General features: G+C 55.6%; 19 protein-coding genes. 8 read left to right on the top strand and 11 right to left on the bottom strand.

What is annotated here, in order from left to right; genetic code table 11:
* The first annotated feature begins 157 nt into the window (after window positions 1-157).
* The 8 genes from tgt to KJI95_RS17555 all read left to right on the top strand — a co-directional run bounded on the left by tgt (window position 158) and on the right by KJI95_RS17555 (window position 6,989).
* Complete coding sequence (gene tgt / locus KJI95_RS17520; RefSeq protein ID WP_214508498.1) at window positions 158-1,282, top strand: tRNA guanosine(34) transglycosylase Tgt; 1,125 nt, start codon at window positions 158-160, stop codon at window positions 1,280-1,282.
* 26 nt (window positions 1,283-1,308) lie between these two features.
* Window positions 1,309-1,644, top strand: coding sequence for a preprotein translocase subunit YajC (gene yajC, locus KJI95_RS17525; RefSeq protein WP_214508499.1), 336 nt, complete (start codon window positions 1,309-1,311; stop codon window positions 1,642-1,644).
* An 18-nt stretch (window positions 1,645-1,662) separates the two neighbouring features.
* On the top strand, window positions 1,663-3,513 hold the full coding sequence (gene secD, locus KJI95_RS17530; RefSeq protein ID WP_214508500.1) for a protein translocase subunit SecD: 1,851 nt from the start codon (window positions 1,663-1,665) through the stop codon (window positions 3,511-3,513).
* Window positions 3,514-3,526: 13 nt separating this feature from the next.
* Window positions 3,527-4,474, top strand: a complete 948-nt coding sequence (gene secF / locus KJI95_RS17535) for a protein translocase subunit SecF (RefSeq protein WP_214508501.1) — start codon at window positions 3,527-3,529, stop codon at window positions 4,472-4,474.
* 244 nt (window positions 4,475-4,718) lie between these two features.
* Window positions 4,719-5,036, top strand: a complete 318-nt coding sequence (locus KJI95_RS17540) for a putative signal transducing protein (RefSeq protein WP_214508502.1) — start codon at window positions 4,719-4,721, stop codon at window positions 5,034-5,036.
* Window positions 5,037-5,109: 73 nt separating this feature from the next.
* On the top strand, window positions 5,110-5,469 hold the full coding sequence (locus tag KJI95_RS17545; protein ID WP_214508503.1) for a rhodanese-like domain-containing protein: 360 nt from the start codon (window positions 5,110-5,112) through the stop codon (window positions 5,467-5,469).
* 8 nt (window positions 5,470-5,477) lie between these two features.
* Window positions 5,478-6,389: a precorrin-2 dehydrogenase/sirohydrochlorin ferrochelatase family protein gene (locus KJI95_RS17550; RefSeq protein ID WP_214508504.1), complete on the top strand. Its 912-nt coding sequence runs from the start codon at window positions 5,478-5,480 to the stop codon at window positions 6,387-6,389.
* A gap of 24 nt (window positions 6,390-6,413) precedes the next feature.
* Window positions 6,414-6,989 carry a YaeQ family protein gene (locus KJI95_RS17555; protein WP_214508505.1) on the top strand — a complete coding sequence of 192 codons (576 nt, stop codon included), beginning with the start codon at window positions 6,414-6,416 and terminating at the stop codon, window positions 6,987-6,989.
* A 77-nt stretch (window positions 6,990-7,066) separates the two neighbouring features.
* Here the strand turns inward: KJI95_RS17555 and KJI95_RS17560 are convergent, their stop codons facing one another.
* The 11 genes from KJI95_RS17560 to KJI95_RS17610 form a co-directional block, all read right to left on the bottom strand.
* Window positions 7,067-9,472, bottom strand: a complete 2,406-nt coding sequence (locus KJI95_RS17560; protein ID WP_214508506.1) for a S8 family serine peptidase — start codon at window positions 9,470-9,472, stop codon at window positions 7,067-7,069.
* Between the two features lie 675 nt (window positions 9,473-10,147).
* The gene (locus KJI95_RS17565) at window positions 10,148-10,558 is read right to left on the bottom strand and encodes a rhodanese-like domain-containing protein (RefSeq protein ID WP_214508507.1); all 411 of its coding nucleotides are present in this window, start codon (window positions 10,556-10,558) and stop codon (window positions 10,148-10,150) included.
* Between the two features lie 35 nt (window positions 10,559-10,593).
* A complete protein-coding gene (locus KJI95_RS17570; RefSeq protein WP_214508508.1) occupies window positions 10,594-10,809 on the bottom strand; it encodes a YgaP family membrane protein in 216 nt (71 codons plus the stop codon).
* Window positions 10,810-10,830: 21 nt separating this feature from the next.
* On the bottom strand, window positions 10,831-14,052 hold the full coding sequence (locus tag KJI95_RS17575) for an efflux RND transporter permease subunit (protein WP_214508509.1): 3,222 nt from the start codon (window positions 14,050-14,052) through the stop codon (window positions 10,831-10,833).
* Between the two features lie 14 nt (window positions 14,053-14,066).
* Entirely contained in the window at window positions 14,067-15,062 is a 996-nt protein-coding gene (locus tag KJI95_RS17580; protein ID WP_214508510.1) for an efflux RND transporter periplasmic adaptor subunit, read from the bottom strand.
* Between the two features lie 135 nt (window positions 15,063-15,197).
* Window positions 15,198-15,914 (bottom strand): SIMPL domain-containing protein, encoded by a 717-nt coding sequence (locus KJI95_RS17585; protein ID WP_214508511.1) that lies wholly within the window; start codon window positions 15,912-15,914, stop codon window positions 15,198-15,200.
* A 238-nt stretch (window positions 15,915-16,152) separates the two neighbouring features.
* Window positions 16,153-16,530 carry a VOC family protein gene (locus tag KJI95_RS17590; protein WP_214508512.1) on the bottom strand — a complete coding sequence of 126 codons (378 nt, stop codon included), beginning with the start codon at window positions 16,528-16,530 and terminating at the stop codon, window positions 16,153-16,155.
* A 113-nt stretch (window positions 16,531-16,643) separates the two neighbouring features.
* Window positions 16,644-17,945 (bottom strand): OmpP1/FadL family transporter, encoded by a 1,302-nt coding sequence (locus KJI95_RS17595; RefSeq protein WP_214508513.1) that lies wholly within the window; start codon window positions 17,943-17,945, stop codon window positions 16,644-16,646.
* Between the two features lie 470 nt (window positions 17,946-18,415).
* The gene (gene putP / locus KJI95_RS17600) at window positions 18,416-19,864 is read right to left on the bottom strand and encodes a sodium/proline symporter PutP (protein WP_214508514.1); all 1,449 of its coding nucleotides are present in this window, start codon (window positions 19,862-19,864) and stop codon (window positions 18,416-18,418) included.
* A gap of 361 nt (window positions 19,865-20,225) precedes the next feature.
* Window positions 20,226-20,930 carry a DUF3379 domain-containing protein gene (locus KJI95_RS17605; RefSeq protein WP_214508544.1) on the bottom strand — a complete coding sequence of 235 codons (705 nt, stop codon included), beginning with the start codon at window positions 20,928-20,930 and terminating at the stop codon, window positions 20,226-20,228.
* Window positions 20,923-21,486, bottom strand: a complete 564-nt coding sequence (locus KJI95_RS17610; RefSeq protein ID WP_214508515.1) for a sigma-70 family RNA polymerase sigma factor — start codon at window positions 21,484-21,486, stop codon at window positions 20,923-20,925. The genes KJI95_RS17605 and KJI95_RS17610 overlap by 8 nt, the downstream gene beginning before the upstream one ends.
* Between the last annotated feature and the right edge of the window lie 8 nt (window positions 21,487-21,494).

Consider the following 21,494-nt stretch of genomic DNA (forward strand, 5'->3'; position numbering starts at 1 on the left):
TTGGGCTTTTTTTTGGTGTACATACAACCCTGTTTGGCGTGTTTACACCCGGTTGGACGCGAGACACCTTGAAGGTGACACCTTGCGTCCCCATGTCTTCGAAACCGGCCACTGCGGCCTTTGAATTCGGTCAGACTGTTTCTCTGACGAGGTCATTATGAAATTTGAACTGATTACTACCCAAGGGCGTGCCCGTCGCGGCCGTCTGGTGTTTGAACGTGGCACGGTGGAAACCCCGGCCTTTATGCCAGTGGGCACCTACGGCACAGTGAAGGGCATGACCCCGGAAGAAGTGCGTGCCACCGGCGCGGACATTCTGCTTGGCAACACTTTCCACCTGTGGCTGCGCCCCGGTGAAGAAATCATGCGTAAGCACGGCGATCTGCACGATTTTATGAACTGGCAGCGTCCCATTCTTACCGACTCGGGTGGCTTCCAGGTATTCAGCCTCGGCGATATCCGTAAGATCACCGAAGAAGGGGTACATTTCCGCTCGCCCATCAACGGCGAAAAGATTTTTATGGATGCCGAAAAGTCGATGCAAATCCAGCATTCACTCGGCTCCGATGTGGTGATGATTTTTGATGAGTGCACGCCGTATCCGGCGACCCACGATGAAGCGCGCAAGTCGATGCAGATGTCGCTGCGTTGGGCACAGCGCTCTCGTGATGAGTTTGACCGCCTGGAAAACCCCAACTCGCTGTTTGGGATTATTCAGGGCAGCGTGTATGAAGACTTACGTGATGAAAGCCTCAAAGGGCTTTTGGAAATTGGTTTTGACGGCTATGCCGTCGGTGGTCTGGCGGTGGGTGAGCCCAAGGAAGACATGCATCGAGTGCTTGAGCATGTGTGTCCGCAAATTCCTGCTGACAAACCACGCTATCTGATGGGGGTAGGTAAACCTGAGGATTTGGTGGAAGGCGTGCGCCGTGGCGTTGACATGTTTGACTGTGTAATGCCCACCCGCAATGCCCGAAACGGTCATCTGTTTACCAGCGAAGGCGTTATCAAAATCCGCAACGCGCGGCATCGCGATGACACTTCACCGCTCGATCCTAAGTGTGATTGCTATACCTGCACCAACTATTCCCGTGCGTATTTGCATCATTTGGATCGCTGCAACGAAATCTTGGGAGCCAGGCTCAATACCATCCACAACCTGCGTTATTACCAAAGGTTGATGGAGGGTTTGCGCGGCGCCATCGAGACGGGTACATTAGACGCCTTTGTTAAGGACTTCTATACCAGTCAAGGTCGCGAAGTTCCCGAGCTTAAAGACTAACAATCAAGCAATAAGAAGAGAAAGCTATGTTCATTTCAAACGCGTATGCCAATGCAGCAGCCGGCGCTCCACAGGGTGGCGGTACCATGGAACTTGTGATCATGCTGGGTCTGTTCGGCCTGATTTTCTATTTCATGATCTTCCGTCCTCAGTCCAAGCGCGTCAAAGAGCACAAGAACCTGATGTCGTCTCTGTCCAAGGGCGATGAAGTGCTGACCAGCGGTGGCATCCTCGGCAAAATCGCCAAAATCGCCGATGACAGCGATTACGTGCTGCTGGCGCTGAACGACAGCACCAACATCACCATCAAAAAGGACTATATCGCGGCGGTATTGCCAAAAGGCTCTATCCAGTCCCTGTAAGCCAAGAGGGCTAAAGGCGTGCTAAATAAATACCCAATGTGGAAGAACATCATGGTGGTGCTGGTCATCGCCATTGGTGGCTTCTATGCGTTGCCCAACCTGTTCGGCGAGGATCATGCCGTGCAGGTGGTGGCCACCCGAGGTGCCGAAGTAACGGCTACCACCCAAACTGCCGTGACGGAAGCGCTCGGTAAGCAAGGCATTGAGCAGAAGCGTTCTGAGCTGGAAAACGGCCAGCTGCTGGTGCGTGTTGCCAATGCTGAAGACCAGCTCAAAGCCAAGGAAACCATCGCCGAATTGCTTGGCGATAAGTACACAGTGGCACTGAACCTGGCACCGGCGACGCCTGAGTGGCTCGAATCGGTCGGCGGCAGCCCAATGAAACTCGGTCTTGACCTTCGCGGCGGTGTGCACTTCCTGATGGAAGTGGACATGAGCGAAGCCATCCGCAAGATGGAAGAAGCCAAGATTGCCGATTTCCGTGGTCAGCTGCGTGAAGAAAAGCTGCGTTACTCTGGCGTGCACCGCACAGTGCGCGGTATTGAGATCAAGTTCCGCGACGCCGAGACTGTCGGCAAAGCAGAGCGTTTCCTCAAGACCCGTGGCAATGACATGGTGTTTTCGGATATCTCCAGCGGCGAAAACTACGTGCTGCTGGCGGTGATGAGCGAAGCGTACCTCAAGCAAATCAAAGAGGAAGCGCTGCAGCAAAACATCACCACCATCCGCAACCGGGTGAACGAATTGGGTGTGGCCGAGCCTGTGGTTCAGCGTCAGGGTGCCGAGCGCATCATCGTTGAGCTGCCCGGCGTGCAGGACACTGCCCGCGCCAAGGAAATCCTCGGTGCGACTGCCTCGATTGAATTCCACATGGTGGACGAAAAAGCTGACGTAGCCGCAGCAGCCAATGGCCGAGTGCCAGCGGGCAGCGAGCTGTATCAGCGCCGCGAAGGCGGCTCTGTGGTACTGAAGAAAGAAGTGATGCTCACCGGTGACCATATCACCGGCGCCCAGCCTTCTTTCGATGAGTACAGCCGTCCACAGGTTGCTATTCAGCTGGATGCCAAGGGCGGGGAAATCTTCTCCAACGTCACCAAGGACAACATCGGCAAGCCGATGGCGACCCTGTTCATTGAATACAAGGACAGCGGTGAGCGTAACCCCGATGGCAGCGTGAAAATGCGCAAAATCGAGGAAGTTATCTCGGTTGCCACCATTCAGGCACGCCTTGGCCGTAACTTTGTGATCACAGGCCTTAGCCACAGTGAATCCCAGAACCTGGCGCTTTTGCTGCGTGCCGGTGCGCTGATTGCGCCCGTGTCTATCGTGGAAGAGCGCACCATTGGTCCAAGCCTTGGTGCCGAAAACATCGAAAACGGCTTGCAGGCGATGATCTGGGGTATGGCCGTGGTGCTGGTGTTCATGCTCATCTACTACCGCGCCTTTGGCTTTATCGCCAACCTGGCACTGTGCGCCAACCTCATCATGGTGGTGGGCGTGATGTCGATGATCCCGGGTGCGGTACTGACCCTGCCGGGTATTGCCGGTATGGTGCTGACAGTGGGTATGGCGGTAGACGGTAACGTACTGATTTATGAGCGTATCCGTGAAGAACTTCGTGCCGGTCGCAGCGTACAGCAGGCCATCCACGAAGGTTACGGTAACGCCCTGTCGACCATTGCCGACGCCAACATCACCACCTTTATCACAGCGCTTATTCTGTTTGCTGTGGGTACCGGTGCGGTCAAAGGCTTTGCAGTGACTCTGATGATTGGTATTGCTACGTCCATGTTCACGGCCATCGTGGGCACCCGCGCGATTGTTAACGCCCTCTGGGGTGGCAAGCGCGTGAAGAAACTGTCTATCTGAGGGGGCCCTGGTCATGTTTCAATTATTGGATTTCAAAGGCTCGGTTAACTTCCTCAAGCACGCGCTGCCCATCAGTATTCTGTCTGCCATTCTGGTGGTGGGCTCACTGGTGTCGCTGGCGACCCGAGGCATCAACTGGGGTCTGGACTTTACCGGTGGTACCGTGGTGGAGATGGAATTCTCCAAAGCGGTGGATCTGGAAACCTTAAGACAAGCGCTGGTTGAGCCGGAAGTTGCCGGTGCCGTGGTGCAAAACTTCGGCTCCAGCCGCGATGTACTGGTACGTCTGCAGGTGCGTGAAGGCGTTAAGAGTGACGATCAGGTACGTATTGTGATGGCCGATGCCAGCGCAATCGACCCACAGGTGACCCAAAAACGGGTCGAGTTTGTGGGGCCGCAGGTAGGTAAGGAGCTGGCAGAGCAGGGTGGTCTTGCGGTGCTGGTGGCGCTTATCTGTATCCTGATTTACGTGTCGTTCCGCTTTGAGTGGCGTCTTGCCGCAGGCTCGGTAGCTGCACTGGCCCACGACGTTATCGTGACGCTCGGTGTATTCTCTGTGCTGCAGCTGGAGTTTGACCTTACCACGCTGGCGGGACTCCTGACCGTAGTGGGTTACTCCCTCAACGACACCATAGTGGTGTTCGACCGTATCCGTGAGAACTTCCTCAAGATGCGTAAGGGCAGCCCGGAAGAAGTGGTTAACACCTCTATCACCCAGACCATGAGCCGTACCATTATTACCACGGGTACCACGCTTATCACTGTGGTGGCGCTGTTCCTCAAGGGTGGTACCCTTATTCACGGCTTCGCCACGGCGCTGCTGCTGGGTATTGTGGTGGGTACTTACTCGTCAATTTATGTGGCCAGTTACCTTGCCATTCGTCTGGGCGTGAGCCGCGAGCACATGATGCCGGTCGAAGTGGAAAAAGAAGGTGCCGATCAGCCGCCAATCGTGCCTTAACCGGCCGGTTAGCCAAAAAGCCATCCTGCGGGGTGGCTTTTTTTATCGAAAATTTTCAGGATCCTGAACAGTCTGTTTTAAAAATGCAGAAAAGAGGCGCGTTTATTTGCTCGATTTTGCAGCAGTTTGTCGTTAGCATGGGCAAGTTCCCACGCTCCTTCACAAGGGCTCCCACCAAAGCAAAACAAGGGAAACGGGATCGCGAGGATAATAAAAGAGACAGCCGTAGTTACAGGAAAGTCCGATGGAACAAAGAAAATGTTTGCTTGCCGGCGGCAACTTGCTGCAGGCCCACACCTGGAAAGGCTTGCTGCAAACAGCGGGTATTCAGGTTGAACTGAGGGGGGAAGCGCTCCTTGGCGGTGTGGGCGAATTGCCGGTGGATCTGCAAAATGTCGAGCTGTGGGTAAACGAGTCTGCGTTACCACAGGCGCTGGCACAGCTTGAGAGTATTGCCTGCGAGCGGCCACAGTGGCATTGCCTCAATTGTCACGAACTCAATGAAGCCAGTTTTGAGCTGTGCTGGAATTGCAGCGCCGAGCGCAGTGAAGCCCACAACTGAGTCGCAATTGGCCTTGTGAAGCCTGCGGCGCCACACTAAACTGGTCGCACACAGGCATCATAAGGATTTCAAAATGCAGCATAATCCCGGATTTCTCGCCCTGGTCGAATCCATTTTGCCCAAGGTCACTGAGCTCTCCATCGAAGACTATCAGGCCGACGACAGCTGGCAGCTTCTGGATGTGCGTGAAGATCATGAGTGGCTGGTTGACCACCTGCCCGGTGCCAAACACCTTGGCCGTGGCATTCTTGAGCGCGACGTCGAAACCCGTTTTCCCGATAAGGCTGCGCCGCTGCTTTTGTACTGCGGCGGTGGTTACCGCTCTGCGCTCGCCTGCTATAACCTGCAATTGATGGGCTACACCCGGGTTGCGTCACTCATTGGCGGTTATAAAGCCTGGGTTGCACGCAATTTGCCGCTGGTTAACGAGTAATCCCATCGATGCAGTATTTTCCGCTTTTTATTGATACCCAAGGGCTCAAGGTGTTGGTGGTGGGCGGCGGTGATGTGGCCGCCCGCAAACTTGAGCTGCTTTGCCGTACCCAGGCCACGGTGGAAGTGATTGCCGCCAGTGCCTGTGCCGAGGTGGCGCTGCTTGCCCAAACGGGCCGGATTGTTTTACACCAAAGGCCGGTGGCTGAGGATGATATTCAGCACTGCCGCCTGGTGTACCTTGCCACCAACGATGAGCCGCTCAACGTGCGTCTTGCCGCGCTTGCCCGCAGCCGCGGCATTCTCGCCAATGTGGTCGATAACCCGCCCAACTGCGATTTTATTACCCCATCGATTGTTGACCGTGGCCGTTTGGTGGTGGCGATAAGCACCGCCGGCGCGGCGCCTGTGTTTGCCCGGGACATTCGCGCAAGGCTCGAGTCCTGGTTGCCGCCATCGCTTGCGCCACTCTTTGATTACATAGCCGATAAGCGCACGCTGGTGCAGGAGCGTCTTGGCAGTGTCCCAGAGCGGCGCCGCTTCTGGGAGCGCTTTTTTGCCCTCAATGGCGACAGGTTTGATGCCGCCACGGACGGCCACTTTGAGGATGCCTTTGGTATGCTTCACGCCGAGGGGCAGCTGCTGCTGGTGGATGATGAGACTGCGCCCGGGCTTTTGCCCATTGCCGCCATGTCGCTGCTGCAGCGCCTCGATGTGATTGAAACTGATCAGCAAATTGAAGGCGAGCTTGCTGAGCTTTGCCGCCGTGACGCGAGCCGCCGCCCTGTTTCCGGTATTGCGGCCCTTGAGGCCGAGCTTGGCCGCGGCAGGCGCATTCTGGTGTATGGCAATAGCGCCCTGATTTCGGCGCTTAAAGCACATTTCCCGTCGGCGCGGCATCTTCGCGGCGGCGCGCTTTAGCGCTGTGCGAGCCGGGAGCGGGTAATGACGCTTAAGTCAGACATCCATAAAGTCACCCTGGATATTGCCGATCTGCAGCGCGGCTATTTTGCCCGCCACAAGCTGACCGTGGCGCGCCATCCTTCCGAAACCGAAGAGCGGCTGATGCTGCGGCTAATTGCGTTTGCGATGAACGCCTCTGAAGGGCTGCATTTTCACGGCGAGCTTTGCAATCAGGATGAGCCGGAGCTGTGTGAGCTTGAGCTTGATGGCCGCTATCGGCTGTGGGTGGAGTTTGGTCTTGCCGATGAGCGGCGGATAAAGCGCGCCTGTCAGCGTGCCAGCTTGGCGCGGGTTTATGCCTACGGCGGCCGGGATTTGGCGCAGTGGTGGCAGCAGCTTCAAGGTAAGTGCGCGCAGTATCAAAACCTTAGCGTGATAGCCTTTGATAATGCTGCCCTGACTTCGCTGCTGCCTTTTGCCGCGCGAACCATGGATCTTGCGGTCAATATCGATGAAGACGGCGGCCTTGAGCTGTCGGATGGGCAGCACGAGGTAAGCATCAGCCCCGACTTCTTACAGCCAAGGCGCGCAGCGCCTGCGCTGGCCGAGGATGACTGAGCCGCTCGGTTGAAGCGGCATTTACAAGCCAAAAAGAAAAGGAGCCCGAGGGCTCCTTTTTGCGGTTTATGCCTGGCTTACTGGAACGTCAGTTCCCATGCATCGATATAGCCTGTGTCGCGGCGAGAGCTGTCCACCGCTTTAAGCTTCCAGGTGCCTTGAGATGGCACACCGGCGGCATTTACCGAGTAGGTCTGATTGATGTTGTCGGCACCGGCACCTGTGTTGTCGTGCAGCACGAACACCTTGCCATTGGGGGCAATCAGCTGCACTTCCAAATCGCCAATATAGGTGTGCACTATGTTCACTTTCACCGACACGGTACCTGAATCGCCGCTGCGGCTCACCTGGATTGGGCTGGTGATCCCGGCTGTGCTGTTGTCAGGAATGTTGTAGTTGCCTGTGTTGGTGTAGGTAACCGGACCTGTGCTGCCACCACCGGTGCTGCCAGCGGTGTAGCTTGCCACCAGGCTCACGCCACTGAAGGCGTTGTAACCCTGTACCATGGCATAGTAAGTACCGGCCTGGGCATTGCTGATTGGGCAGGACTCAGTGTTGCCACCTTTCCATGGACGGCAGTCATAGCTTGAGGTGGTGGGGGCTGCGCCGTACTGCACGTACAGATCCGCATCACCTGTGCCGCCGCTCATGGCGAAGTTAAGGTTGGTTGCACCCGCTGGCACGTCGATGTAGAAGTGCAGCTCATCACCTTTGGCGCCCGCCAGATTGGTTTTGGCCACGCCGTTGGTCATGACGGCATCCGCGCCGCCATTGCCGCCACCGCCGTTGCCTGGGCCGTCACAGGACGCGTCCAGATACTCTTTGGCAGCCACGGCGTTAACCAGACCATAACCTGTCTTGTCGTCACGGCCGGCAACATCCAGATCTTCGGCTGTGGCACGCAGGGCCGCGCGCACCTGAGCGGCGCTACACTCTGGGTGATGGCTCCACACCAGTGTGGCCACGCCTGACACATGCGGGGTCGCCATGGAGGTGCCGTTGTAGTACTCGTAGTCCTTGCCGCCTTCGTTGGAGACAGTGACAGAGGAGCCGATGCGGCTACGCAGCGCAAGGCCGGTGGCGCGGTCAACTGACACTGACACCTTGGTCAGCTCGCTGTTGGTATCGACCACGAAGGGGTTTTGCAGGCCGGGCAGGGCAGTGTTCGAGTAAACAATGGTCGCGGCGGCGCCTGCGGTTTGACAGGCCTTGGCGGCGTTGATTTCAGGGTAGCTGGTGCCTTGGTTGCCGATACGCTCAACCAGACACACTTTACCTGTCATATTGCCGCAATTGAACACACCGCCTGACACGCTGCATTCGGCCAGTGTGGCAGTGACAGTACCGTTAATTGGCGCTGGCGCATAGCTGGTGCCGGATTTCACCAAACGGTTGTGTGGCACAACACCGTTGTTGAAGTAAGACTGACCGCCGATAACGATATCCGCGAGGCGTCCTTCGCCGCGGGTCACGGTAGACAGAATCGCTTCGCCCGGGCCAGAGACTTCGACCTGATTGGTAAACTGCGAAAACGCGGCGTGCTGTTTGGTGCTGTCAACCGCAGCAACCGACACAACGCTGTCGTAGGAGGCGGGGTAGCTGTGGGTGTTGTCACCGTCGTTACCGGCGGCGGCAATAAGCAGTACGCCATTGTTATAGTGGGCCGCCATGGCATTGCGCTCAGTGGTGCTTGAGCTTGCGCCGCCAAGTGACATAGACACCACGTTGGCACCGTTGGCCACGCAGGTGTCGATGGCGCTTACCAGGCTTGAGGAGTAGCCCCAGCCGGATTCGTTGAATACCTTGATAACATGGATATTGGCGTTTCGGTTTGGCAGCACGCCGACCACGCCTTCGCCGTTGGCGATGGCGGCGATGGTACCGGCGACGTGGGTACCGTGGGCGTTGTTGTTGCCGGGCTCAAACCAGTTGCCGGTGCCTGAGTTGTTGGTGCCGGTGACATTGTTGCCAGACAAATCCGGATGGGCGCGATCGTAACCTGAGTCAATGATACACACGGTGCGGTTGCCGCTTAAGTTGTCGGCAAGCTGCGTCGCGCCGACAAAAGTCTGGCCCCAGGGAGTGGTTTCAGCCAGCAGACGACGTGGCACGTCTTCTTCAACCAGTTCCACATCCGCGCGGGCGCGCAGCGCCTTGATGGCCTGATTATCCAGTTTTACCGAGTAGGCGTTGCTGCGACCGATGCGCTTCATTTCTTTCGCATTTACGGCATTGAGCGCGCGATGCTGGTCAAACACTTCGAAGGTGCGTGGCTGATATTCCATGCTGCTCACGCTTTCTTCTGCGCTGTACATTTCGGCTGCGGCGTTGTTTTTAAACTTGACCACATAACGCTTGGGCAGCGGCGATTCCTGACTTGCGCCAAAGAGGCCATTGGCCGGCGCGGCGTGTACACCGGCAGAAATCGCCAGTGCCAGGGTGGACAAACCCAGGGCTAAGGTTTTGCTGTTTTTGTTTGTCATACTCGTCTTCCATGTTTCAAGAGATAGAACAGTTTCAAGAGGTAGAACATTTTGTTTTTATTGCGCATCCATTCGGTATAACTGCTGAAATATCCGTTATTTCGCAGAGAATGTATCTACGAGTGACATATATGTAAATAAGATGTAATCGGTATGGCGTATTGCGCGGATGAACTGGTATGAGCAGCTTTGTTGCATGGATATGCAGTTATACAGGCTAATATTCAAGCGGGGCGGTTGTCGCTGAGTGATTATTCAAAAGTTTGAATGGCAATTGTTGACTGGGATGTTGTCGTTAATTAGGTTTAGGTTTTGCGTAATTTATTGAAATTAATTGAATTGAATTTTCATATTCAAATTAGAAATAACATATTCAGTAAATTTACAATGAACAATGTAGGCCTGAAATGCTGCTTTAACAGTGCGTAAAAATGCCATTCAAATGGCGGGCGTCAATCAGATACCGCTCAGCGTTCTGCGCCGCCGAGGCGTAAATGTTATCGAAATGGAATAAAAAAGGCACCTAGGGGTGCCTTTCTTATGGCTGCTCTGAGCGCTGCTTCGAACTGTGCTTCAAGCTCTGCTTCGAACTGTGCTGAGAGCGCTGCTTCGAACTGTGCTACGAGCTGAACTGTGTTAAAAGCTCAGTTCCGGGCTTTGCGCTTGATATCCGCCTCAGTTTTGCGGGGCAGGTGATGGCGCCGCAGGACGGTTTTCCTGCAGGCTCTGGTAGCCGCCACCGTTGTAGGTTGCCTCAAAACCTGCGGCAATCAGGGCATCGTTGGCCACGCCGCTGCGACGGCCGCTGCGACAGTAGAGCACCACCGGAGTGTCTTTGGCGATGGCACGCTTTTCAAATTCCGCCGCGACATTCTCGTAGGGAATATTGATAGCACCCTCGAGGTGTCCGGCGGCAAATTCCTCAGCCGTTCTTACATCGACTACCATGGCACCCTTGCCAATCTTATCCCACGCGGTGGCGGGGTCTTTATCGGCGGCGTGCGCCGCCGAGGTGCCCAGCAGCAGGGCGAGGGTCAGCAGGCAAGTGTGCAGGCAAGTGTGCAGATAGTTGGCCAACGTTTTCACGGTTTCTCCTTGTCTGTATTTATTGTGCCGTGTGGCTATTGTTTGAGTTTGCAAAGCTCGGCTTCGGTTTTTACGCCGAGCTTTTTCATCAGCATCGCTGCCGGACAAAAGCCGGTAAAGGCGCTTTGGAACAGATTAGCGCCGACAAAGGCGGTAAGCCAGACAAAGTTGTGATGCACAAAGGCAGTCAGTACCAGCGATAACAACACCATAAAACCGGCAAAAGCCATGATAGAGCGTTCGAGTGACATAGGATGTTCCTCCGTGGTGGATTAATGGGTCTCATAACCGTGACGCATAAAGGCGTAGTACAGCACGGGAATGACGACCAGAGTCAAAATGGTTGATATAAAGATGCCAAAAATCAAACTGATAGCCAGACCGTTGAAAATCGGATCGTCCAGAATGAAGAGGGCTCCTATCATGGCCGCCAGCGCCGTCAGCATGATGGGTTTGGCCCGCACGGCGCCCGAATGGATAACCGCCTGTGCAAAAGGTTCGCCCCGTGCCACTTCCTGATTGATAAAATCCACCAGCAGTATCGAGTTGCGAACTATGATCCCTGCCAGCGCAATCATGCCAATCATCGAGGTGGCGGTGAACTGCGCGCCAAGCAGGGCATGGCCGGGCATAACCCCAATTACGGTGAGCGGAATGGGCGCCATGATGATGAGCGGCACCAGATAAGAGCGGAATTGCGCCACCACTAAGAGGTAAATCGCTATCATGCCCACCGCGTAGGCAATGCCCATGTCGCGGAAGGTCTCGTAGGTGATTTTCCACTCGCCATCCCACAGCACGGCAACCTCAGTCAGCCCTGAAGGCTGGTTGATATAGTGCTGGTTATAGCCCATATCCTCACGGTCTGTGATGGTGCCGGCCATCTCGAACATGCCGTAGAGCGGGCTGTCCAGCGGGCCTGCCATATCCGCCACCACCATCACCATGGGGATGAGGTTTTTATGGATGATTGGCGCATCTATCACCCCTTTACGGATACTCACAAGCTCAGACACTGCCACCTGACCACGGCTGCCGGGCAGCGTCATGCCAAGGATGGCGTCCAAATCCAGCTTACTGCCTTCTTCAAGCTGCAGGCGGATAGGCACGGGGCGCGACTGGTTGTCGATATGCAGCACGCTCACATCTTTGCCGCCCACCGAGGTGGACACCAGCTCGACGATAGAGGCGTAAGGTACACCGAGCAGCGCCGCCTTGCTGCGGTCAATCAGTACCTGCCATTTTTGCTGTGAGGCAGGCAGGAAGATGTCCATGTCGACCACATGTTCTGTGGTCTGGAACACATCCAGTACGCGGCGAGCCGCTTCCTGGCGCATGGCTTCGTTGGGACCATAGACTTCGGCCACAATCGGAGACCACACAGGTGGGCCGGGCGGCACTTCAACCACTTTGACGTTGGCGTTGAAGTGACGGGCCACTTCCTGCAGTGGGCCGCGCACCGCCAATGCGATGCTGTGGCTGTCACGGTCACGGTGTTTCTTGTCTTTAAGGTTGACCTGAATATCGCCAAGCTCGGGGCTTGCGCGCAAAAAGTAGTGGCGAACCAGGCCGTTGAAGTTCATTGGCGCCGCGGTGCCGGCGTAGAGCTGCATATGCTCCACTTCCTCGACCTGCTTAAGCTCATCGGCAAGCGCCAGCAGCACCTTCTGGGTTTGCTCAAAGGTGGTGCCTTCCGGCATATCCACCATCACCTGAAACTCAGACTTATTGTCAAAGGGCAGCATTTTGAGCACCACCGCCTGCATCACCGGCAGCGCCACCGCCACCATGATAAGGCCGACAATGCCGAGCCCGAGCCCAAGGCGCGCCTTGCGGCCATCATTGCCACGCAGAAACGGCCCAATCAGACGGTTAAAGAGGCGCACCATGCGCGGATCTTCGCCGCCGTGGGGATGGGCATCGCTCGCCGCTGGGGTATGCCCGTCATGGGATTTCAGCAGTTTACGGCTGAGCCAGGGGGTGAGCACAAAGGCCACCGCCAGCGAGATCAACATGCCCATGCTGGCGTTGATGGGGATGGGGCTCATGTAAGGGCCCATCAGCCCGGACACAAAGGCCATTGGCAACAGCGCCGCAATCACGGTGAAGGTGGCCAGAATGGTCGGTCCGCCCACTTCGTCCACCGCCACCGGAATAAGCTCGGTCATGGACTTTTTGCCCATGGCCATATGGCGATGGATGTTTTCGACCACCACAATCGCATCGTCCACCAGAATACCGATGGAGAAAATCAGCGCAAACAGCGACACCCGGTTTAAGGTAAAGCCCCAGGCCCAACTGGCAAACAGCGTCAGCGCCAACGTGATGATAATGGCGATGCCTACCACCAGCGCTTCGCGCATGCCCATGGTAAAGAGCACCAGTACCACCACGGCAGCAGTGGCAAAAATCAGTTTAAAAATAAGGGTGTTGGATTTATCGGCCGCGGTTTCACCGTAGTTGCGGGTCACGGTGGCATGCACGTTTTCCGGCAGCAGGGTGTTATTAAGCACGTCGAGGCGCTCGACCACCGCATCGGCAATGTCCACTGCGTTCATGCCCGATTGCTTGCCAATCGCCACTGTGACCGCCGGGAAATTGCCGTCTTTGGTCACGTGCTGCACCTGGGCGCGGGGCAGGTCGGCCTTAAGGCTGATGTCGGCCAAATCCTTTAAGTACACAGGCTCGCTGTGGCCGGAGGCACCGGTACGCACCGCCACCACCAGGTTTTCAACATCTTCCAGGCTCTTTAAAAACTGGCCGGTCTGTACCTTGATTTCCTGATTGTCCTGCACCAGAGGCTGCGGCATAGAAATCTGGTTGTTGCCCATCAGCGCCTGATTGATGTCGGTAAAGCTGAGGTTGTGGGCCGACAGGGCGGCTGGGTCAATGCGCACATTGAGAACCAACTCATGTTGCCCGAGGGTGTAGATCTCGCGGGTGCCGGGAATGCGCTTAAGCTCGGTCTCAAGTCCGCGGGCAACATGGGTCAGTTGTTCTGGGGTGGTGTTTGGGTCTTCTGACCAGAGGGTCAGGCTGACGATGGGCACATCGTCAATGCCACGGGGCTTAATCAGTGGCTCGCCTACACCGGCGCCGCGCGGCAGCTTATCCATGTTGGAATACAACTGGTTATAAAGCGCGACTATGGCGTCGTTACGTTTTACCCCCACCTCGAAGATGGCGATGATAAGGGCGCCATCGGGCTGGGAAAACGAATACAGGGTATCAATGCCCTTGATTTCCGAAATCACCTGCTCGGCGGGCAGGGTGACCAGATGCTCGACTTCGGCCGGTGTGGCACCGGGGAAGGGAATAAACACGTCGGCAAAGGTCACATCGATTTGCGGCTCTTCTTCTTTGGGGGTGATAAGCACCGCAAACATGCCAAGCAGCAGCGCCAGCACCGCCAGCAGCGGCGTAATGGCGCTCGACTGAAACGCGCGTGCAATCCGGCCCGACAGCCCCATCGACTTGTTAGTGTTGTCCGTCATGATGCCTCCGCTCGTTACTGCAGTTTGACGCTGTAGCCATCGGCGGCAACCATGTCACCGTCATTCAGGCCTGAGAGCACCTGTACCCGCTCACCTTGCTGTTTGCCAAGGCGCACCTGTGTCAGCACCGGCTTATCGCCGTGCATCAGATACACGGCAGTAAGCTCGCCGCGCTTGATAATCGCACTTTGGGGCAGCAGCAACATGGGGCGGGTGCCCTGCACAAAGCTTACCTTGGCCCAGGTGCCGGGCTGTACGTCCATGCCGTCCGGCAGGTCAATACGAACCTGAAAGCTGTGGCTCTGGGGCGAGGCAAAACTGAAGATGGTCAGTTTATCGCTTTCAATGGCACGGCCACCGGCAAGGGCGAGTGACACCTTACCGCTCGCCTTGAGCGCATCCAGATAGCGGCCCGGCACCTGCATCACAGCGCGCATCTTTTCGGTGTCAAACCCCGACAGCAGCGGCTGGCCCGGGCTTACGGTTTCACCCTGCTCAACATGGCGTTCGGTCAGCACACCGGCAAAGGGCGCAAATACCGTGGTGTAGCCAAGGGATTCGCGGGCGCGCACGATGGCGGCATTGGCGGCGCTTACCGCCTGCTCGCTGCTTTTGGCGCGGGCGACGGCTTCATCAAAGGCGCCGCGGGAAATCGCCCCCTTGGGGAAGAGTTCCTGATAGCGCTTGAGGGTGGCCTGCGCTTCGGCATTCACCGCCAGCGCCTTGGCATAATCGGCTTCGGCGGCGGTCAGCGATGCGCTTTGCTCCTTGCTGGTGATTTCGAGCAAGGCGGCACCTGCGGGCACCATGTCATTGACATCGTAATGGATTTTAATGATGCGTCCGGACGTTTGCGCCGATACGGTGGCGGCTCTTACCGGCTCAATCAGGGCATCGAGGGTGAGGTATTGTGGCTCATCACTGTGCTGAACCTTGATGATATCGGTTGCCTGTGCGCCGAGGGACAGTGCCAGCAGCGACGCGCCGAAAAGCTGTTTGAAGAGGGTCATAAAATGGCTCCTGCTAAATTCATGAGTAAATTCTAATGGAAAGTCCTGACCGCAGCAATCGTTTCATTAGAAAAAAATCATGGAATGTGAACTTTGGCAGCTAAAAAAAGGGAGCCCCGAGGCCCCCTTTGTTAATCAATCGCTTAAGTAGTAAGTCACAGTACTGACAATCCGCACATTCTTGATGTGGGGCGAGTTGCTGTCTCTGTCGGTGATAATAAACTGCCCCTGACTGGCGTTTTTGATTTTGCCCAGGCTCGAGTTTGAGTCTTTGGCAAATTTCTCGGCCACTTCGCGGGCGTTTTGGGTCGCTTCCTGCACCATGGCAGGTTTTATGTTATTGAGTTCAGTGTACATAAACTCGGGTCGGCTTTCGTACTCGTTGCCGCCGATGGCGATGCCTTCTCGGGCCAGCGCCGCGATTTGTTTGCGGGCTTCAAGCAACTTGTCCACCTTGGGGGTGTAAAGCGATACCGTCACCTTGGCAAGGTAGCGATATTTAAGGTTCGGATCGCTGTAGCCCTGAGCGGTTCTGTCTTCAATGGCTGGCAGCGACAGGCTTATCTCCTCATCGCTGAAGCCCTGCTGCTTTAAGAAGGCGACCACTTTATCGGACTTTTGCTGCACTGTGTCGTACAGTGCCGGCAGGTCGTTGCTGACTTCGTTAAAGCGGATGGGCCAGATGGCGATATTGGCCATCACTTCTTTTTCGGCAAGGCCTTTGACGCTGACGGTTCTGTCCAGCGCTTTTAAGTTGGTGACAGTGTCACTGATGCTGTGGCCGATAAAGCCAAGCCCAAGGGTGATGCCGGCGCCAAGAATAAGCGCGGGCAGGGTGAGGGATCTTTCCATGAAGTCTCCTGGTGAACATGGCGTTCACAAAGCGGTTAGCAAAATCATCTGCCAGCATAAGGGATTATCGCGCTGTTTGCACCGCCTGATGCAGATTAATACACTGTGTATCATGAGCTTGTATCATGAGCTTGTATCAGTTGCTGGTATCTGGTGCAGGTTTAAGGCGCCTGTTCTCAGAGGCCAGCTGATGCCAGCACCTGCTTTATTTGCCTTATGCGCTGGGCAGCATCAATGCTCAGTCTTCCTGCGCCATTTGCCACAGTTCGACTTTATTGCCGTCAGGGTCGACAAACCAGCCAAAGCGGCCAAACTCAGTGTCCTCCCGCTCGGGCATGACCTCAGCGCCAGCCGCCGCGAGGGTACTGAGCATTTCATCCAAATCATCCACCACCAGATTCAACATAAAGGCCGATGATGAAGGGGCGAAGTAATCGCTGCTGTCTGCCATCGGGCTCCAGACACTGTAACTGCCTTTGGGAAGCGCGCTGGTTCTGAACGCGCAGCCGCCCCAGGCCTCCACCGGCATGCCAAGATGAGTTTTGTACCAGTTTGCCAACGCCTCTGGATCGGCGCTTTTGAAAAAGAAGCCCCCAAGGCCGAGAATTTTTGCCATTTACCTGTTCTCCCTGAAAAAAATGTTGCCAGATAAAGGGTAGGTGATGACGGGCGCGGATACAAAAAAGCCGCGCAGTGCGCGGCTTTAACTGAACAGGCCTGAACTACATATCAGAACTTGTAAGAGTACTGCATTGAGTAGTAGGTGGCGTTGGAGCGGGTGTGGGCAACCACGTCACCAATCAGTGCGCTCTGCTCAACCACTTCCACATCTTCGCCGCGAACAAAGGCCACACCAAAGTCCAGGGTGGATTTTGGCGTCAGGGCGTAGCTTGCACCCACTGTGTACCAGTTACGGTCTGAGTCAGGGATAGAGATAGAGCTGATTTCGCCAACCACGCCCTTGTCGTGCATGTAACCGGCGCGCACAGCCCAGGCGTCAGTCAGCTGATAGGTGCCGCCAACGCTGAAAAGCCAGGAGTCGTCCCAGGCGTAGTGCTTCAGCTGCGCCTCAGGAATGGTGGTGCTGCCCAGGGTGCCATCTTCCAGGGTGATTTCTTTGAAATCGCCCCAGCTGGTGTGCTGCGCTGTGTAGTGCAGGGCAAATTTTTCAGTCAGCTGATGGAAACCGGCTACCTGGAAGATATCCGGCAGTGGGATCACGATTTCATCGAAGCTTGCCTGAGCACGGGCCTGAGGCACGAACTGATTGATGTCGCCGCTGGCCTTGAATTCTGGGCTGAAACGGTAGCTCACGCCCAGACGGTGATTGGCGTTGAACTCATACACGCCGCCTACAATACCGCCCAGCGCCCAGCCGTCGGCATCCACATTCACCAGCTCAACGTTGGCAAGACCGCCATTTGGCAGTACTGGCAGCTGACCTTCACGGGTCAGTTTGCCCTGACCGTAGATCACGTCGATACCGGCGCCCAGGCTCAGCTGGTCGTTTACACGGTAGGACAGGCTGCCGTTGAAGTTCATGGTAACCACTTCGGTGTTACCCAGCAGATCAACCGGCGCAGGCACTGTGCCAAGGCCCGGAATGGTTTTAGCGTTATTGGCCAGCGCGCCTACATCAGTGCCGGTACCGAAGTTGGAGAAAACGGCAACGCCGTAGGCCCATTTGTCGTTGATTGGGCTGATGTAGTAGAAGTTCGGGATCACTTTTGCATCAGCGGCGGCATCTTCGCTGCCAAAGCAAACTGGAGTGCCGGCCTTGCAGACGTCCTTTACGGTCACGTCGATGTCGGCGTAGGTCAGGCCGACTGACAGGGCTTTGCTGTCAAACAGCGCCATAGCGGCTGGGTTACGGGACAATACAGAAGCGTTATCGGCGATAACGGCGTCACCGGCAAAGGCGCGACCCACGCCAGTGGCTGACTGGCTGTTCAGCTGAAAACCGGCAGCCAGAGTCTGGGTGCTGGCAAAGGCCACAGCAGCGGCAAGCAGTGTCTTGTTGAAGTACTTCATCGTCTCTTCTCTTTCTTGTGGTTGCCGACACGTTAAAGGGGCGCCGGTCAAATTAACTTGGCATCTTAGGAGTATGGCTGTATCACAACAAGTCCGACCAGAGCTTTTGCTTTAGTTAAAAAGTGTTAAAAATCAGTTAATTTTGATGGTTGAGGTTGATGGGGTTGGTAGGGTTTTGCATTTGAAATCGTGCTGGCATCATCGGCTTGACGGCGCTTGATTGAGATGGTCTGTTTGAAAGTGCGCTTTCTGGTCGGAGCAGTTTGGCGATACAAAGCTATACAGTTTTTGCCAATAAAAAAGCGTACAGATGTACGCTTTTATGGAAGGTGCGGGCCCTGAATGCTTATCAGGGCCGTGGCGGATTGTTAACAATCTGGTCAGTGTCAGGTATTAAACCCGCGCTGCTTTTACACTACAGTTTGCTCTTTAATCACAACCGGCTTTTAAATCACAGCTGGCTTCTAAACTTAAAGCTTGCTTTTAAACTCGGCAAATTCGCCGCAGACCTTAGCATCTACCTTCATGAGTTTGCTCACTGCCACACCGGCGATGGTTGCCAGAATAAAGCCGGGCAGAATTTCATACACATCAAAAATGCCGCCGGAAAGCTGCTTCCAAACTACTACCGTGAGCGCGCCGGTGATGATGGTTGCCACAGCGCCTGCCTTACTGTAGTGCTGCCAGAACAGCGACAACAGCACCACTGGGCCAAAGGCGGCACCAAAACCAGCCCAGGCGTAACTTACCAGCCCAAGCACGCTGCTTTCGGGATTCAGGGCAATCACACCGGCCAGAATAGCAATGGCCAGTACGCCAAAGCGGCCAACCCGCATCAGCTCTTTATCTGACGCCTGTGGACGGAACTTGCGGTAAAAGTCTTCGGTCACCACGCTTGAACACACCAGCAGCTGCGAGTCGATGGTGCTCATGATGGCCGACAAAATTGCCGCTACCAGCAAACCTGCAATCCAGGGGTTGAATGCGACCTGCGCCAGCTGAATAAACACAGTTTCGGGGTTGGTCAGCGGCGATGCGGCAAAATACACCGAGCCTACCAAGCCTGTGGCAAGGGCGCCAAGCAGCGACACTATCATCCAGCTCATGGCGATGCGGCGGGATACCGGCAGATGATCCGGCTTTTCAATCGCCATAAAGCGCGACAGGATATGGGGCTGACCAAAGTAGCCAAGGCCCCAGGCCATCAGCGACAGCACCCCAAGCCAGGTGGTGTTGTCGTTAATCAGCGACAGCATTTGCGGCTGCAGCGTCTCGAGGGTGCCATGGGTCTCGGGGTGAGAGAAAATTGCCATCGGCACAATCAGCAGCGCAATCAGCATCAGGCTGCCCTGGAAAAAGTCAGTCCAGCTCACCGCAAAAAAACCGCCAATAAAGGTGTAACCCACGATAATGGCCGAGCCAATGACCAGCGCGGCGTTGTAATCAAGACCAAACACCTTTTCAAACAAAATGGCGCCGCCGACCATGCCGGAGGAGGCGTAAAAGGTGAAAAACACCAGGATAGTCAGCGCCGAGACAAAGCGCAGCACGCCGCCCTTGTCATGGAAACGCTTTTCGAAAAAGTCCGGCAAGGTCAGCGCATTATCAGCAAGCTGAGTGTAAATTCGCAGCCGTTTGGCGACAAAAAGCCAGTTAAGCCAGGCGCCAATCACCAGACCGATGCCAATCCAGGCTTCACCCAGGCCGCCAAGGTATACCGCGCCCGGCAAGCCAAGCAGCAGCCAGCCCGACATGTCAGAGGCGCCCACGCTCAGCGCTGTCACGCCCGGGCCCATTTTACGGCCACCCAGAATGTAGTCATCCACAGAATCTGTGGCCTTGTAGGCCCAAAAACCTATGCCCATCATCAGGGCGAGGTAACCCACAAAGGTAATCAAAATCGGAGTATCTATGCTCATGCTATGTTAACCATGTTTTTATTGGACGGCTTTTGTACTTGTTTTACCGCAGAAAAGGTTGCACTCGGAAAGGCCGGTCTCAGTTTGCGTGCACGCAAGCCTTGGGTATTTCCGGGCCCTGAGGTCAGGTCTTTGGGATGCTAACAGAAGTTTGCGGCCGATCCCAACTTGCTGTCCGGATGTGATGCAAATCTGACCAGTGGGAGGGTGGGTGAGGTTAATAGTGGCGGCGCAGTCATTCATAGAAAAGATGCAGCGACAGAGTCGCTGCATCTTTTTTTAGCGTCAAGGTAACTCATTGGCCGCAGGTGAGCTTAACAATGTTGGAGGCGGCATTAAGTTGTTGAATTAAGATCGTGAATTAAATGAAGCGCTGGCGTACTTCTTTGGCGGCTTCTTTCAGCGCCGAGCCCTGTTCGCCTACCAGCAGCATAAAGGCTTCTTTGGTCTTAAACCCAAGCCCCTGATACTTGGCATCGGCAAACTGTGTTTCAAGCTGCATCCGCTCTTCAATCGGCACGATAAACAGGGTGACTTTGCCGCCGGCGTTTTCAAGTACCAGATGCAGGCTGCGCACACCGCGAAAATCACAGTATGCCTTAAATACCACTTGCCCGGGCTCACCCTCGAAGCGGGCATGTTCAAGGCCGCGAAGGCTGGCAAGGCTCGCATTCAAATCGGCAAGCTCTACCGTCGAGTCGCTAAGGAGCGCCTTGGGCTCGTGGTACACATGGGCAAGTGCGTGCTCGCCAAGGTCAACCGGACCAAAGCGCAGCACGCCAAAGCTGACCCCCACCACAAAGGCGACGGATGCGGCCATGGCAATCAAATAGCGGGTGCGGCGGCGCTGGCTGTGATGAGCCGTGAGCTGCTGTCGCAAAATAAGCTTATCGGCAAGCCCTTCCGGCACGTCGACCTTAAGTGCTTTTTCAACGCGCCGGTCAAGGCTTTTAAGCTCAGCGACAAACTGCTCCCTGGCCGGGCTTTCCTGCATGGCGGATAAAAACTCCGGCTCTTGGCTGTGGGGATCGCCGTAAGCGCGGCGGCGAAACTCAAGTTCATCCATTGGATTGACCTCGCAAATCTGTGTGCTCAAGCGCCTCTTTGAGTTGATTGCGGGCGCGAAAAAGTCGTGTCATCACTGTGTTACGGTTAAGGCCCAGCAGCTCGGCAATTTCATCGCCGCTGAAACCGCCAATCACCTGCAATACCAGCGGCTCGCGGTATTCATCGTCAAGCTTGGCGATTTGCCGCCTGAGCCAATAGTGCTCGGTTTCATCTTCGCTCGAGAGATGCTGCGCATCTTCCAGCGACTCCTGCTCTACATCGCTGTAATCAAACTGCTTGCGCTCAAAGCGGCGGGCATTTTCGCGGCGTAAAATGGTGATGAGCCAAGCCTTGGCAGCCTTGTCATCCTTTAAGGAATCCAAAGACTTCCATGCGCGCAGGAAGGCTTCCTGAGTGATATCTTCCGCCACGTGTCTGTCGCCGCAAAGCCAGTAGGCATAGCGAAACACGTCGGTGTGAAGAGCCCTGACAAGGCTGTCGTAACGTCGTTGTTTATTCAGCATGTCAGAGTTGACCTGATCGCTGCCGATTTTATTTCGAAACCTTGCAAACATTTTTTTGC

This window comes from Shewanella jiangmenensis, assembly GCF_018596335.1.
Lineage (GTDB): Bacteria > Pseudomonadota > Gammaproteobacteria > Enterobacterales > Shewanellaceae > Shewanella > Shewanella jiangmenensis.